17 protein-coding genes are annotated in these 13,254 nt (G+C 65.5%); 2 read left to right on the top strand and 15 right to left on the bottom strand.

The features are described from left to right. Nucleotides 1–2: 2 nt before the first annotated feature. From JKL46_RS15345 to JKL46_RS15315, 7 genes are all read right to left on the bottom strand, one after another. Nucleotides 3–743, bottom strand: a complete 741-nt coding sequence (locus tag JKL46_RS15345; protein WP_201834296.1) for a metallophosphoesterase family protein — start codon at nucleotides 741–743, stop codon at nucleotides 3–5. 66 nt (nucleotides 744–809) lie between these two features. Further along, complete coding sequence (locus JKL46_RS15340) at nucleotides 810–2,000, bottom strand: lytic murein transglycosylase (protein ID WP_201834293.1); 1,191 nt, start codon at nucleotides 1,998–2,000, stop codon at nucleotides 810–812. A 254-nt stretch (nucleotides 2,001–2,254) separates the two neighbouring features. Then, on the bottom strand, nucleotides 2,255–2,629 hold the full coding sequence (locus JKL46_RS15335; protein WP_201834291.1) for a cupin domain-containing protein: 375 nt from the start codon (nucleotides 2,627–2,629) through the stop codon (nucleotides 2,255–2,257). Nucleotides 2,630–2,748: 119 nt separating this feature from the next. After that, nucleotides 2,749–3,351 (bottom strand): 3-isopropylmalate dehydratase small subunit, encoded by a 603-nt coding sequence (leuD, locus tag JKL46_RS15330; RefSeq protein WP_201834289.1) that lies wholly within the window; start codon nucleotides 3,349–3,351, stop codon nucleotides 2,749–2,751. A gap of 108 nt (nucleotides 3,352–3,459) precedes the next feature. Beyond that, the gene (gene poxB / locus JKL46_RS15325) at nucleotides 3,460–5,193 is read right to left on the bottom strand and encodes a ubiquinone-dependent pyruvate dehydrogenase (protein ID WP_201834287.1); all 1,734 of its coding nucleotides are present in this window, start codon (nucleotides 5,191–5,193) and stop codon (nucleotides 3,460–3,462) included. Nucleotides 5,194–5,298: 105 nt separating this feature from the next. Beyond that, nucleotides 5,299–5,706, bottom strand: a complete 408-nt coding sequence (locus JKL46_RS15320; RefSeq protein ID WP_201834285.1) for a metallopeptidase family protein — start codon at nucleotides 5,704–5,706, stop codon at nucleotides 5,299–5,301. Between the two features lie 4 nt (nucleotides 5,707–5,710). After that, nucleotides 5,711–5,986 carry a hypothetical protein gene (locus JKL46_RS15315; RefSeq protein WP_201834284.1) on the bottom strand — a complete coding sequence of 92 codons (276 nt, stop codon included), beginning with the start codon at nucleotides 5,984–5,986 and terminating at the stop codon, nucleotides 5,711–5,713. A gap of 121 nt (nucleotides 5,987–6,107) precedes the next feature. Between JKL46_RS15315 and JKL46_RS15310 the strand changes: the two genes are divergently transcribed. Continuing rightward, nucleotides 6,108–6,410: a hypothetical protein gene (locus JKL46_RS15310; RefSeq protein ID WP_201834282.1), complete on the top strand. Its 303-nt coding sequence runs from the start codon at nucleotides 6,108–6,110 to the stop codon at nucleotides 6,408–6,410. A gap of 63 nt (nucleotides 6,411–6,473) precedes the next feature. On the opposite strand, the gene JKL46_RS15305 is transcribed toward JKL46_RS15310, so the two are convergent. From JKL46_RS15305 to JKL46_RS15290, 4 genes are all read right to left on the bottom strand, one after another. Next, complete coding sequence (locus JKL46_RS15305) at nucleotides 6,474–6,914, bottom strand: hypothetical protein (protein ID WP_210381365.1); 441 nt, start codon at nucleotides 6,912–6,914, stop codon at nucleotides 6,474–6,476. A 14-nt stretch (nucleotides 6,915–6,928) separates the two neighbouring features. Further along, nucleotides 6,929–8,332, bottom strand: a complete 1,404-nt coding sequence (gene leuC / locus JKL46_RS15300) for a 3-isopropylmalate dehydratase large subunit (protein ID WP_201834278.1) — start codon at nucleotides 8,330–8,332, stop codon at nucleotides 6,929–6,931. A 217-nt stretch (nucleotides 8,333–8,549) separates the two neighbouring features. Next, on the bottom strand, nucleotides 8,550–8,933 hold the full coding sequence (rplS, locus tag JKL46_RS15295; RefSeq protein WP_201834275.1) for a 50S ribosomal protein L19: 384 nt from the start codon (nucleotides 8,931–8,933) through the stop codon (nucleotides 8,550–8,552). Between the two features lie 269 nt (nucleotides 8,934–9,202). Beyond that, on the bottom strand, nucleotides 9,203–9,883 hold the full coding sequence (locus JKL46_RS15290) for a winged helix-turn-helix transcriptional regulator (protein ID WP_201834273.1): 681 nt from the start codon (nucleotides 9,881–9,883) through the stop codon (nucleotides 9,203–9,205). A gap of 105 nt (nucleotides 9,884–9,988) precedes the next feature. Here JKL46_RS15290 and JKL46_RS15285 point away from each other — a divergent pair, with 105 nt between their 5' ends. After that, nucleotides 9,989–10,942, top strand: a complete 954-nt coding sequence (locus tag JKL46_RS15285) for a PLP-dependent cysteine synthase family protein (RefSeq protein WP_201834271.1) — start codon at nucleotides 9,989–9,991, stop codon at nucleotides 10,940–10,942. Here the strand turns inward: JKL46_RS15285 and JKL46_RS15280 are convergent. From JKL46_RS15280 to rpsP, 4 genes are read right to left on the bottom strand one after another with little or no spacing between them, the layout of a single operon-like run. Further along, nucleotides 10,934–11,341, bottom strand: coding sequence for a VOC family protein (locus JKL46_RS15280; RefSeq protein ID WP_201834269.1), 408 nt, complete (start codon nucleotides 11,339–11,341; stop codon nucleotides 10,934–10,936). The genes JKL46_RS15285 and JKL46_RS15280 overlap by 9 nt on opposite strands. Before the next feature lie 38 nt (nucleotides 11,342–11,379). Beyond that, nucleotides 11,380–12,063, bottom strand: a complete 684-nt coding sequence (gene trmD, locus JKL46_RS15275) for a tRNA (guanosine(37)-N1)-methyltransferase TrmD (RefSeq protein WP_201834267.1) — start codon at nucleotides 12,061–12,063, stop codon at nucleotides 11,380–11,382. Further along, entirely contained in the window at nucleotides 12,060–12,740 is a 681-nt protein-coding gene (rimM, locus tag JKL46_RS15270) for a ribosome maturation factor RimM (protein WP_201834265.1), read from the bottom strand. Before rimM ends, trmD begins: the two co-directional genes overlap by 4 nt. Before the next feature lie 50 nt (nucleotides 12,741–12,790). Beyond that, the gene (gene rpsP, locus JKL46_RS15265; RefSeq protein ID WP_201834263.1) at nucleotides 12,791–13,150 is read right to left on the bottom strand and encodes a 30S ribosomal protein S16; all 360 of its coding nucleotides are present in this window, start codon (nucleotides 13,148–13,150) and stop codon (nucleotides 12,791–12,793) included. Nucleotides 13,151–13,254: the final 104 nt, after the last annotated feature.

Genomic DNA, 13,254 nt, shown 5'->3' with positions numbered 1-13,254 from the left:
CGCTACCGCCCCTCTTCGAGGCGCAGCGCCAGCTTTTCCGGCAGGCCCGCCTCCCGCACCTTCCGGGCGGCCGTCGCATTGTCGTAGGGCACGCGCAGGTAGCGCAGGGTCTGGCGGGCCGTGTCGAAGACGGCATAGTTCGCGGCCGGCACCCCGTCGCGCGGCTGCCCGACGGCGCCGATCACCGCGAGCCAGGTGCGGCTCGGCAGAAGCGGGATGTCGTTGTCGCCCACCGGCGAGAAGGCGCCCACCTTGGCGGTGGTGCTCATGTGGTAGAGCATGGGCACATGCACATGGCCGCAGAAGGTGATGTGCGCGTCGACCCGTGAAAAATGCCGGATCGCCTCCATGGGGCCCGACATGTAGTCCCAATTGCGCGGCGCGTAGCCGTTGGCATGAACATAGAGAACGCTGCCTTCCTCATGGATGAGCGGAAGGTCGGCGAGGAAGCGGCGCTGCTCGAGCCCGAGCTGATTGCGCGTCCAGCGGATCGCCTCGCGGGCGACGCTGTTCATGTCCTCGTCGGAGCCGTCGATGGCCGCATCGTGGTTGCCGAGAAGCGCAATCGCGCCCTTGTCCACCAATCCCCTGACCTGATCGACGACCCAGGCCGGATCGGCGCCGTAGCCGACGAAGTCGCCGAGGAAGATCAGCCGGTCGACGCCGATGAGACGCGTATGGGCAAGGCAGGCCGACAACGCCTCGCGGTTGCCGTGGATATCGGTGAGGAGGGCAATGAGCATGGGGACAGTACACTCCCAAACTCACAGGCCTTGCAACCTGCCTGATCGCTGATCGAGCGCGCGAGCTTACCCCCGCAGCGCCTGCAGCACCTTTCCGCCGGGCCGGCCGCGCGGTTCGAGACCGATGCGGCGCTCCACGTCCTTGATGGCTTCGCGGGTCTTGGCGCCGATCTTGCCGTCCGGCTCGCCCACATCGTAGCCGCGGGCGGTGAGGAGCTGCTGCAATTCGCGGCGCTGGGCGCGCGAGAGCGGCGGATCGTCGGTCGGCCAGGCCGCCTGGATGCCGGACAGACCTTTCAGGCGGTCACCGAGGAGCGCGATGGCGAGCCCGTAGGATTCGGCAGCGTTGTAGGAATAGACCGCATCGAAATTCTTGGTGACGACGAAGGCCGGGCCGTTCACGCCGGCCGGGATGAGGATGCCGGCGGCGTAATTGCCCGAGAGCGGGCGCCCGTCGATCCGGGTCACGCCCATGGCGGCCCAGGTGGCGAGCGGCTTCTTGTTCCTGCGCCCGGCGAGACCCGAATTGAAGTTTTGCGGCAGGCGCACCTCATAGCCCCAGGGCAGCCCGTTCACCCAGCCGGCTTTCTTCAGGAAGTTGGCGGTGGAATGCACCGCGTCCGGCACGGAGGTCATGATGTCCCGGTGCCCGTCCCCGTCGCCGTCGACGGCGAGGCGCTGGAAGGTCGAGGGCATGAACTGGGTATGGCCGAAGGCGCCGGCCCAGGAGCCGCGCAAATTCGCCGGGTTGATGTCCCCGTCCTGCACGATCTTGAGCGTCGCCATCAGCTCGCCCTTGAAATACTCGTTGCGGCGCGGCGCGTAGCAGACGAGCGTCGTGAGCGACTGCACGAGCGGCCTTCCCCCGATATCCTTGCCGAAATTCGATTCCACACCCCAGACGCCGGCGATCGCATGGCGGTCGACGCCGAAGCGCGCCTCGGCCGCGGCGAGCGCCTGCCCCCATTGCCGCATGGCGGTGCGGCCGTCCTGCACGCGCTCCTCGTCGACGAGGGCGGCAAGATAGTCCCAGATCGGCGTCTTGAACTCCGGCTGGTTGCTCATGAGGTCGAGGATCGACAGATCCGGCGTGACGCCGCGGGTCGCGACGTCGAAGGCTTGGGCCGACACGCCCTTGGCGGCGGCCTGGCTGCGCAGGGAGGCGAGGCAGGAGCCGAAATCCGCCTGGGCCGAGGCCGGGGTCGCGAGGCCGAGGGCGGCGAGAGCGAGGAGAACGGGGGCAAAAACGTGCTTCATGCCCCGCACCTTGCAGGAAATTTGGTTAATCTTGTGAAAACGGAGCGGCTGCTCACGCTTTCGTTAGATTGGGCTGTCCTGCCTCGTCACGTCATGGCCGGGCTCGTCCCGGCTATCCCGATGCCGTGAAACGCAGCGCTTTTCCTAAGCGAGATCACCGGCACCGATCCCCGGATCAAGTCCGGGGACGTGATGACGTGGTGGGACAGCGTTGCCAGGGTTCATCGCGTGCAGCGCTTCGACCTCGGGGCTCTTCAGCCAAGCTCGGGATCGGGAAGGTTCGTCTGGATCCAGCGGTCGCTGACGTGGACGTCGGTGGTCTCCAGCCGCCCGGGGCCGAGATTGACGAATTTGTGCGGAACGTTGGCGGGCCCGAGAACGACCTGGCCCGTCTCGCATTCGAAGCGCTCGTCGCCGACGGTGAAGAGCGCCCGCCCCTCGCGGATGATGAAGATCTCATCGTAGGGGTGGACATGCCATTTCGGGCCACCTCCGACCTCTTCCGTGGCATAGAAGAGCACGGTCACGCCGGTGCCGAGCCGATGCCCCTCCACATGGCCCTTCCAGAACAGATCGGGATGAGTCGCCCAATCGGCGCGGCTGAGAATCCGTGGCTTGCCCTGTGTCATCTCCACCCTCCTGTCATTCCCGGCCGAAGCGAAGCGGAAGGGAAGGGAATCCACGTCCATGCTCAACGCCATGGATCCCCTTCCCGGCCTTACGGCCGCCGGGGATGACACTGAAGCATTTAAGCCCAGGCGCGCTCGGAGAGCTTCTTCTCGAAGGCGTCGATGGCGGGCGCCTTTTCCATGGTCAGGCCGATGCCGTCGAGGCCGTTGAGCAGGCAATGCTTCTTGAACGGGTCGATGTCGAAGGTGACCGTGCCGCCGTCGGGGCCGCGGATCTCCTGGCGCTCCAGGTCGATGGTGAGCGTGGCGTTGGCGCCGCGCTCTGCATCGTCGAAGAGCTTTTCCAGGTCTTCCGGCGAAACCTTGATCGGCAGGATCCCGTTCTGGAAACAGTTGTTGTAGAAGATGTCGGCGAAGCTGGTGGAGATCACGCAGCGGATGCCGAAATCGAGCAGCGCCCAGGGAGCATGCTCGCGCGACGAGCCGCAGCCGAAATTATCGCCCGCCACCAGGATGTTGGCCTTGCGATAGGCCGGCTGGTTGAGCACGAAATCCGGGTTCTCCGTGCCGTCCTCGCGGTAGCGCATCTCCGAGAACAGGCCGGTGCCGAGTCCCGTACGCTTGATCGTCTTCAGGTACTGCTTGGGGATGATCATATCGGTGTCGATATTGATGATCCGCAGCGGCGCCGCGACGCTTTCCAGCACGGTGAACTTGTCCATGGTCCTCACATCCCTGAAGGCGGCCGCCTCGCCGCTGTCAGGTGCCTCTTATCAAAGGCTTCTCGCCACCGCTAGGCCAACGATGGTCGCGGCAGGATTGCACGGCCATCAACGCCAGAGATTCGTCTTGGCGAGATCGTAGACCTCATCGCCGCGGCCGCTCAGGATCGCCTTCACCATGTAGAGGGTGAAGCCCTTCGCCATGTCCAACGTCACCGAGGGCGGCATGGCGAGCTCCGCGCGGTTGACCACCGCATCGACCAGAACCGGCCCGTCATGGGCAAGCGCCGCGGCGATCCCCTCCTCCACCTCGCCCGGATCCTCGAGCCTGATCCCGCGGATGCCGATGGCCTCGGCCATGCCGGCGAAGTTCGGGTTCTGCAGCTCGGTGCCGAAATCGAGGAAGCCGGTGGATTTCTGCTCGAGCTCGACGAAGCCCAGCGTCCCGTTGTTGAACACCACGATCTTCACCGGCAGCTTCTGCTGCGACAGGGTGAGGAGATCGCCCATCAGCATTGCGAAGCCGCCGTCGCCGGAGAGCGAGACCACCTGTCTTCCGGGGAAGGCAGCCTGGGCGCCGATCCCCTGCGCCATCGCATTCGCCATCGAGCCATGCCAGAACGAGCCGACGAGCCGGCGCTTGCCGTTCATGGCGAGATAGCGCGCAGCCCAGACGACGGGCAGGCCGACATCGCAGGTGAACACCGCATCCTCCGCCGCCCGGTCGCTGATCGCTTTGGCCACCTGCTGCGGATGGATCGGCCGCTTGCCCGGTGTGCCTTCGGCGAGTTCATCGAGGGATTCGCGCGCCTTGGCATAATGCTTCCGCGCCTGGGCGAGATGCGCATCGTCTGTCTTCTGCACGAGCAGAGGCGACAGGGCCGCCAATGTCGCACGCACATCGCCGACGACGCCGACATCGACGGGCACGCGGCGGCCGATATTCTCACCCCTCAGATCGACCTGCGCGATGCGCACCTTGGCGCCGTCCGGATAGAACTGACGATAGGGGAAGTCGGTGCCGAGCATCAGCAGCACGTCGCAATCGCACATGGCGTAATAGCCCGACGAGAAGCCGATCAGCCCGGTCATGCCGACATCGTAGGGATTGTCCCATTCCACGTGCTCCTTGCCGCGCATCGCATGCACCATGGGCGCCTGAAGACGCTCGCCGAGCGCCATCAGCTCGTCATGGGCGCCGGCGCAGCCGGAACCGCACAGGATCGTGACGCGCTTGCCCTCGTTGAGCAGGGACGCGAGGCGATCGAGATCCTCCGCAGCCGGCGCGACGACGGGAGCCGAGGGCAGCAGGCCTTCGAACTTGGTCGCGGGCGCCGCGGCCGGCTGCAGCGCGACGTCGCCGGGGATCACCAGCACCGATACGCCGCCCTTCGCCCTCGCCGTGCGGATCGCGGTCTCGAGCATGCGCGGCATCTGGCTGGGAGCGGAAATCAGTTCGCAGTAATGGCTGCATTCCCGAAACAGATTTTCCGGATGCGTCTCCTGGAAATAGCCGCTGCCGATCTCGGGCGAGGGAATATGCGCCGCGATGGCGAGCACGGGCACCCGCGAGCGGTGGCAATCGAAGAGGCCGTTGATGAGATGCAGGTTGCCCGGCCCGCAGCTGCCGGCGCAGACCGCAAGCTCGCCGGTCAGATGCGCCTCGGCGCCGGCGGCGAAGGCTGCCACCTCCTCATGCCGCACGTGGATCCACTCGATCCCGCCCTGGCGGCGGATAGCGTCCGTGAGACCGTTGAGGCTGTCGCCGACGATGCCGTAGACGCGCTTTACGCCTGCAGCGGCGAGGATCTCGACGAATTGTTCCGCCACATTCTTCGCCATGAAGCCTCTCCTCCCTAGGGACGGATCGCGGCCGCCGGGCGGCGAGCCGGTTTGTCGTGGAGCAGGACTAAGTGGCGCAGCGTGAGTGCGATGGTAGCCTCAGGCTCACCCCGCCGCGGCCTCGATCGCCTCCATGTCCTCGTCGGAGAGGCCGAAATGGTGGCCGATCTCGTGTACCAGGACGTGGGTGACGATGGATCCGAGGCTCTCCTCGTGCTCGGCCCAGTAATCGAGGATCGGGCGGCGGTAGAGCCAGACCATGTTCGGGAACTGGCCCGTCTGCATCATCGCGCCGCCCTGGGCGAGGCCGATGCCGCGAAAGAGGCCGAGCAGGTCGAAGGGCGTCTCGCAGCCCATCTCCTCCATCGTCTCGTCGTCGGGAAAATCCTCGACCCGGATCACCACGCCCTCGCAGAGCCGGCGGAACGCCTCCGGCAGGCGCGCATAGGCATCGCGCGCGAGCGCCTCGAGATCGTCGAGGGAGGGGGCCTGGAGATTGGCGATCGATGTCATGACGTCAGAGGATCCTCAGCTGGACCAGAAGCCAGATGGTGAGGATGACGACGCCGATCAACGACAGGGCGCGGCCGATGCGCCTTCCCCAGAGCTCGATCGGATCGGTGCCGCCGCCCTCGGCCGCACCGACGGCGTCCTTGGCCCCGAAATGATCGCCGGCCTGCCGGCCCATCCGCGCAAGCGCCGAGGAGCCGAGAGTTTCCGTATCCCGCTGGACGCGCTCCAGCGCTTCGCGGGCCTCGGCGGCCTCGCGGGTTTCCCTGTCCCGGTCGCTCATGGATCCCTCCTCGCTCTTCATCGTCCCTTAAGCATGAACATTCGAAAGCCGCTTCGCAACGGAACGCCTTCCTCCCTGCGCCGTTAACAGCCCCGGATAGTGAAAGTTTAACGAGGTAACAATGCGTAAGGTGTTCGGTATCCTGGCTGCGGCCGGGCTGGTGGTTCTCAGTGCCAATGCGGCGTCGGCTCAGGGTGTGGACGTGCGATTCGGTCCCTCAGGCGTCCGCGTCTCGCAGGAGCGGCATTACGCGCCTCGCTACCGCGAGCGCATCGTCGAGCGCCGCGTGGTGCGCCCGGCCCGGACCCGCACCGTCTGCCGCACGGTGATGGAAGAGCGCGTCCGTCGCAACGGCGTCGTCGTTCGCCGCCCCGTCGAGCGCTGCCGCTCGGTCGTCGCCGGCCGTCGGGTCTATGTGGACTGATTTTTTAGAGAACTGATCATGAAAAGGCCGTGACTCGTGTAGTTCACGGCCTTTCATTGCTTGTCAGAGTGGCCCGGCCGTCTGTTGGCAGGTCTCGTTGTATTCGGTCATCCGCTGTTGAAGCGTGCGATTTGGCGGCAGGCCCAACGCCTTCCACTCTTTAGCGTCTTGCGCCTCTTTGTTACGAAAATAATTGAGGCATTCCGGAGCTTCGTTTCGGCGCCACTGATCGATCTGAATATCTCGCCTCAGCTGCTCGCGCCTGTTGTAGCACACCGGGTAGTCGGGCTTTTCACCCGCTTTATTGGCAAGCGCAAAACGCAGTTCTGCATCCGGATATTTCCGCAGCGTACCGAGGGTTCTCGTGAACTGATGCTGCTTCCAGAAACAATCCGATGGAGGCTGCCGACCGGCGGCATCTCGTTTCTGCGCGAGGGCAGGATGGCCTGCCGACAGCAGGACTGCGAACATCAGAGAGAAAATCGGCCATGAACATTTCATCATGGCCGGATATTATATCAAAACGAGCGAATGTCCACGAAGCGGCCGGCAATTGCTGCCGCCGCCGCCATGGCCGGCGAGACGAGATGGGTGCGTCCCTTGAAGCCCTGGCGGCCCTCGAAGTTGCGGTTCGAGGTCGAGGCGCAGCGCTCGTGTGGTGCGAGGCGGTCGGCATTCATGGCAAGGCACATGGAGCAGCCGGGCTCGCGCCAGTCGAAGCCGGCTTCCTTGAAGATCTTGTCGAGGCCCTCGGCCTCGGCCTGCATCTTCACGATGCCGGATCCGGGCACGATCATGGCGTTGACGCTCGCCGCCACCCGCTTGCCCTCGACCACCTTGGCCACTTCGCGCAGATCCTCGATACGGCCGTTGGTGCAGGAGCCGATGAAGACGCGGTCGAGCGCGATGTCGGTGATCTTGGTGCCGGGGGTCAGGCCCATATATTCCAGCGCGCGCCACTTGGAGCGGCGCTTGTTCTCGTCCTGGATGTCATCCGGATTCGGCACCACGCCGGCGATCGAGACCACGTCCTCAGGGCTCGTACCCCAGGTGACGATGGGCGGCAGATTGGCTGCGTCCAACCGAATCTCGGTGTCGAAGAAGGCGCCCTCGTCGGTGCGTAAGGATTCCCAATAGCGCACGGCCGCATCCCAAGCCTCGCCCTGCGGCGCCTTGGGACGGCCTTTCAGATAGGCATAGGTCTTCTCGTCCGGGGCCACCATGCCGGCGCGGGCACCGCCCTCGATCGACATATTGCAGATCGTCATGCGGCCTTCCATCGACAGCGAGCGGATAGCCTCGCCCGCATATTCGATCACGTGGCCGGTGCCGCCGGCGGTGCCGATCTCGCCGATGATGGCGAGGATGATGTCCTTCGCCGTGACGCCGGCGGGCAATTGCCCGTCCACGGTCACGCGCATGTTCTTGGCCTTCTTCTGGATCAGCGTCTGGGTGGCGAGCACATGCTCGACCTCCGAGGTGCCGATGCCGTGAGCGAGCGAGCCGAAGGCGCCGTGGGTCGAGGTGTGGCTGTCGCCGCAGACGATTGTCATGCCCGGCAGCGTGAAGCCCTGCTCCGGACCGACCACGTGGACGATGCCCTGGCGGGTGTCGAGCTCGTTGAAGTACTCGACGCCGAATTCCTTGGCGTTCTGGGCGAGAGCCGCGACCTGGGTGGCGGCTTCGGGATCCTCGATGCCGTGCGAGCGGTCGGTGGTCGGCACGTTGTGGTCGACCACGGCCAGCGTCTTGCCCGGCTGGCGCACCTGGCGGCCGGTCATGCGCAGGCCTTCGAAGGCCTGCGGGCTCGTGACCTCATGGACGAGGTGGCGATCGATGTAGAGAAGGCACGTCCCGTCATCCTGCTGATCGACGACGTGGTCGTCCCAGATCTTGTCATAGAGGGTGCGGGCTTTGGCCATGGGTCTCTTCCAGCAGTCGAAAATAAATGGTTTGGCGTTTTTAGCGGCAGCGCGCAGGCACGGGAAGATGTCCTGAGCGCACACCGCCTTGAAACGATCGCATAGCAGACGCGCGACCTCGCGCAATTATATTTTTGTCGCGATCGGCTCGTCCGTTCAGCAAAAAGGCGCGGGTTGAGCCGCGCCTTCGAAAATTCTGACGATCGAGACGAGAGCCTTACTCGGCAGCAGCCGGGGTCCCGGTCTTCTTCTCGGCGCGCTCGGCGATACGGGCCGACTTGCCGCGACGGTCGCGCAGGTAATAGAGCTTGGCGCGACGCACCGCACCGCGGCGCACGACCTTGATGGAATCGACGTTCGGCGAATAGATCGGGAACACGCGCTCGACGCCTTCGCCGTAGGAGATCTTGCGGACGGTGAAGCTCTCGTGCAGGCCGGCACCGGAGCGGGCGATGCAGACGCCCTCATAGGCCTGGACGCGGGTACGCTCGCCTTCCTTCACCTTCACGTTGACGATCACGGTGTCGCCGGGCTGGAAGTCGGGAATGGTCTTGGCGAGCTTGGCAATCTGCTCCTGCTCGAGCTGCTGAATGAGGTTCATCGTAATACTCCTGCCGTTGCGTGGTCCTGAGCGATCTCAAAACCCGCGGGATTTCGGCGTCCTGTTTTAAGTTGAGGCCGCGCCTATACAGCAGTTTCGGGGGGTTGTCGAGCCTGCAAGCCGCCTGTCAACCCACCCGCAACGTCATCCCCGTCCCCGGACTTGATCCGGGGATCATCCCGGGGACCCACCGTCTTGGGAACCACAGCGGTGCAAAGACGTGGGTGGCCGGGACAAGCCCGGCCATGACGAAACAGGGACCGGTGCCCTTAGATCGCTGACTTTCGTGAGGCCTGCCCCACCTCCGCGAACAAATACCGCTCGAACCAGTCCGGAAACGCCCGCGCCAGAGCCTTAGGCCCATCCACCGAGATGCCCATCCGCTGCGCCTCGGCAAAGCTCACGTCGCCCCGCCACCAGGCGGCCAGGGCAGAAAGAGAGCCGCGCACGCAGAGCGGCTCGGGAAAGCCCGGATTGCGGCCACAGAGCGAGACGTCGGCTTCCTTCAACAGCAGGAAGCGCGGCTGGCGCTGCCCCTCGATCTCGAAGCGGATGACCATGGGCTCGCCCGGCAGTGCCTCGGCTCGGACCCGCCGCTCCATGTCGACGAGAATGGGCTCGAGGTCGAGATCCTCGGTCTCGGCCCGCCGCGGCAGCCAGCGCTGGCCCCAGGTGCCGAGAGCCCCGACGATGCCCATCAGTTCCCGGCCGGCCTCGGTGAGGGCATATTCCGGGCCGTGCTCGCCCTCGACGCGGGTGATGACTCCGACATGCACCAGGTCCTGCAGGCGCTCGGAGAGCATGGTGCGGGAGATGCGCGGGATGCCGCGGCGGATGTCGTTGAAGCGACGGCTGCCGCAGAGAAGCTCGCGCACCACGAGAAGGGTCCAGCGCCCACCGACGGCCTCATGGGCGCGGGCCACGGAACAGAATTGACCGTAATCTGCCATGGAGGAAGCGCTAGCATGGCAGCGAAACCGGGAGAAGTCCGGATTCCGGACCTGACGAGCGAACCATCCCGGTTTACCGAGGATCGACCTTTTTGGACGGCACCCATGACCCAGCAGCCCCGCACAATCCTCGATCGCATCGGCAATACGCCGCTGATCCCGCTTCGCCATATCCGCCCCGCCAACGGCGCCCGCATCCTGCTGAAGCTGGAGACCGAGAATCCGACGGGGAGCATGAAGGACCGGATGGCGCTCGCCATGATCGAGGCGGCGGAAGCCGACGGGCGCCTGAAAGGCGGCAGGTCGGTGGTGGAATACACCGGCGGCAGCACCGGCGTTTCCCTGTCGCTGGTCTGCGCGGTGAAGGGCTATCCTCTCGACATCGTCACCTCCGACGCCTTCTCCAAGGAAAAGCTCGACCACATGCAGCTCCTCGGCGCGACGCTGCATATCGTGAAGAGCGAGAGCGGCCGCATGACGGAGAAGCTGACCAAGGACATGATCGAAGAGGCCCGCATCATCGCCGAGGCGAAGGGCTCCTTCTGGACCGACCAGATGAAGAACCGCGATCAGCTTTCCGCCTATCACCGGATGGCCGACGAGATCTGGCAGCAGAGCGAGGGCCGCATCGACGGCTTCGTCCAGAGCGTGGGAACGGCGGCGTCCTTGCGCGGGATCGCGGAGGGCCTACGGCAGAAGAGATCGATCGCGATCGTCGCCGTGGAGCCCGCCGAATCCGCCGTCCTCTCCGGCGGCCCGTCCGGTGCGCACAAGATCGACGGGATCGGCGCCGGCTATGTGGTGCCGCTCTGGGACAAAGGCATCGCCGACGGGATCGAGCGGGTGTCGACGGACGAGGCGATGGCGATGGCCTTCCGGCTCGCCCGCGAGGAGGGGCTGTTCGCCGGCACGTCGACGGGCGCCAACGTGATCGCGGCCCTGCGCCTTGCCGAGACGCTCGGCCCGGACGCGACCATCGTCACGGTGATGTGCGACACCGGCATGAAGTACCTGAAGATCTTCGGCGCCAAGCTCGGAGCGGAGGCTGCGTCAGGCTAACGGCTGGCGCTCCAGGAACTCGACCACGATGCCGTCGGGATCCTTGCAGAACGCCACTTTTCGGATGAGCTCCGCATTCACCGCCTGACGCGGCGGGACAGTGAACTCGACCCCGGCGGCGCGAAGCTTCTCGTAGATCGCATCGACATCCTCGACGCGGAACGTGATGTGACGGATACCCGCCTCGGTGATCGGCACCTCGCGCGCCGGCGTTTTCGCACCGGCAGCGGGCTCGACGATTTCGAGCATGACGCCGCCGATCTCGAGAAAGGCGATGCGCCCGCCCTCCCCCGTGCGCTTGACCAGGGTCTCCTTCAAGCCCAGCAGGCCGCAATAGAAGGCGATGGTTCTGTCGAGATCGCTGCTGACCATGCCCACATGCTCGAAACCCTGCACCATCGACGCGTCTCCTTTGCCATAGAGCGTAGTTTGATGGATCAACGCTCCAGCAGATCAGGCCGCCGCTCGCGCGTGATGCGCTCCGATTCCGCGCGGCGCCAGCGCTCGATCATGGCATGGTTGCCGGAGAGCAGCACGTCGGGAATCGGGCGGCCCTCCCATTCGCGGGGCCGGGTGTAATGCGGATATTCGAGGCGGTTCGTCTCAAAGCTTTCCTCGGTGCCGGAGGCCTCCTTGCCCATGACGCCGGGGAGCAGACGCACGCAGGAATCGAGCACGATCATCGCCGCCATCTCGCCGCCGGAGAGCACGTAATCGCCGATGGAGACTTCCTCGAGGCCCCGCGCCTCGATCACGCGCTCGTCCACGCCCTCGAAGCGGCCGCAGACGATGACGATTCCGGGACCAGCCGCGAACTCGCGCACGCGGCTTTGAGTCAGCGGCTTGCCGCGCGGGCTCATCAGAAGTTTTGGACGCGGATCGTCCTGCGCGACATTGGCGTCGATGGCGGCAGCCAGCACGTCGCAGCGGATCACCATGCCGGGACCGCCGCCGGCCGGCGTATCGTCGACAGTACGGTGACGGCCAAGGCCGTGATCGCGGATGTTCTTCGCTTCAAGCGACCACACGCCGCGCGCGAGCGCATCGCCGGCGAGCGATATGCCGAGCGGGCCTGGAAACATCTCAGGGTAGAGGGTGAGGATGGTGGCGGAAAAGCTCACGCCTCGTCCTCGGAATCGGGGGCGGGTTTCGCCTGTTCGAACAGATCGCCCGGAGGTGCCGCGACGATGCGTTTGCCGGCGATATCCACAATCGGCACGAAGGCCTTGGTGAAAGGCAGAAATGCGGTCGGGCCTTTCTGCAAAGGCGCGATTTCCAGCAGATCGCCGCCGCCGTAATTGGGCACGTCGACCACCGTGCCGATGGTCTCGCCCGCTTCGTTCTGGACGGACAGACCGATCAGGTCCGCGAGCAGAAACTCATCCTCCTCGTCGGGGGAGGGAAGTTTTTCGCGCGCGACGTAGAGCTCGACGCGGTTGAGCGCCTCGGATGCCTCGCGCGTCGTCACGCCATCGACGACGGCGATGAGCAGATCGGGCGCGCCGCCGGGCGCGGGCCGCACGTTCTTGAGGGAATAGGTTTTGCCGTTCGATGCGATCAGCGGCTTGTAATCGGCGATCGCCCGCGGATCGCCGGTATGGGATTTCAGCCGCACCTCGCCCTTCAGGCCATGGGCGCGACCGAACTCGCCGACGAGGACGAGATCGTTTGTTTGCAGAACGCCGCGGACACCCTCCCCTGGAGGGGGAGGGTCGGACCGCAGGTCCGGGGTGGGGTGGGAGCGCGACGTAGGAGAACGAGGTGTTTCCACCCCACCCCGCTGCTGCTCACGCAGCATCGACCCTCCCCCTCTAGGGGAGGATGAGTTGCGCCCCCTTACCATCAGCCTTACGCAGCCTCGCCTTCGCCGGCGGCAGCCGCGGCGGCCTTCTCGGCGGCGCGCTCCTGGGCCTTCTTGCCCGGAACGGCCTTCTGCGGGTTGCTGCGCGGGGAGCGCTTCAGGAGGCCGGCAGCGTCGAGGAAGCGCAGGACGCGGTCGGTCGGCTGGGCGCCCTTGGCGAGCCAGGCCTGGATCTTCTCGTTATCGAGAACGACGCGGCCGGCATCGTCCTTGGCCTTCATCGGGTCGTAGGTGCCGACCTTCTCGATGAAGCGGCCATCGCGCGGGGAGCGCGAATCGGCAACGACGATGCGGTAATAGGGACGCTTCTTCGCACCACCACGGGTGAGACGGATCTTCAGGGACATGGGATACTCCTTTTAGTGTCCTGTGATCAAACCTTCTCCCGTCATCCCCGCGAAGGCGGGGGTCCATAACCGCTGACGACCCTTCATTGTGCGAAGCCGGCGTT

The organism is Microvirga zambiensis WSM3693 (assembly GCF_016735695.1).
In the GTDB taxonomy this organism is placed as follows: Bacteria; Pseudomonadota; Alphaproteobacteria; order Rhizobiales; family Beijerinckiaceae; genus Microvirga; species Microvirga zambiensis.
This window is presented reverse-complemented; position numbering and strand designations above follow the sequence as displayed.

Bases quoted from the DNA above. Each gene is read 5' to 3' on its own strand.
- JKL46_RS15345 (WP_201834296.1), bottom strand. From the start codon at position 743: ATGCTCATTGCCCTCCTCACCGATATCCACGGCAACCGCGAGGCGTTG.
- JKL46_RS15340 (WP_201834293.1), bottom strand. From the start codon at position 2,000: ATGAAGCACGTTTTTGCCCCCGTTCTCCTCGCTCTCGCCGCCCTCGGC.
- JKL46_RS15335 (WP_201834291.1), bottom strand. From the start codon at position 2,629: ATGACACAGGGCAAGCCACGGATTCTCAGCCGCGCCGATTGGGCGACT.
- leuD (WP_201834289.1), bottom strand. From the start codon at position 3,351: ATGGACAAGTTCACCGTGCTGGAAAGCGTCGCGGCGCCGCTGCGGATC.
- poxB (WP_201834287.1), bottom strand. From the start codon at position 5,193: ATGGCGAAGAATGTGGCGGAACAATTCGTCGAGATCCTCGCCGCTGCA.
- JKL46_RS15320 (WP_201834285.1), bottom strand. From the start codon at position 5,706: ATGACATCGATCGCCAATCTCCAGGCCCCCTCCCTCGACGATCTCGAG.
- JKL46_RS15315 (WP_201834284.1), bottom strand. From the start codon at position 5,986: ATGAGCGACCGGGACAGGGAAACCCGCGAGGCCGCCGAGGCCCGCGAA.
- JKL46_RS15310 (WP_201834282.1), top strand. From the start codon at position 6,108: ATGCGTAAGGTGTTCGGTATCCTGGCTGCGGCCGGGCTGGTGGTTCTC.
- JKL46_RS15305 (WP_210381365.1), bottom strand. From the start codon at position 6,914: ATGATGAAATGTTCATGGCCGATTTTCTCTCTGATGTTCGCAGTCCTG.
- leuC (WP_201834278.1), bottom strand. From the start codon at position 8,332: ATGGCCAAAGCCCGCACCCTCTATGACAAGATCTGGGACGACCACGTC.
- rplS (WP_201834275.1), bottom strand. From the start codon at position 8,933: ATGAACCTCATTCAGCAGCTCGAGCAGGAGCAGATTGCCAAGCTCGCC.
- JKL46_RS15290 (WP_201834273.1), bottom strand. From the start codon at position 9,883: ATGGCAGATTACGGTCAATTCTGTTCCGTGGCCCGCGCCCATGAGGCC.
- JKL46_RS15285 (WP_201834271.1), top strand. From the start codon at position 9,989: ATGACCCAGCAGCCCCGCACAATCCTCGATCGCATCGGCAATACGCCG.
- JKL46_RS15280 (WP_201834269.1), bottom strand. From the start codon at position 11,341: ATGGTGCAGGGTTTCGAGCATGTGGGCATGGTCAGCAGCGATCTCGAC.
- rimM (WP_201834265.1), bottom strand. From the start codon at position 12,740: ATGCTGCGTGAGCAGCAGCGGGGTGGGGTGGAAACACCTCGTTCTCCT.
- rpsP (WP_201834263.1), bottom strand. From the start codon at position 13,150: ATGTCCCTGAAGATCCGTCTCACCCGTGGTGGTGCGAAGAAGCGTCCC.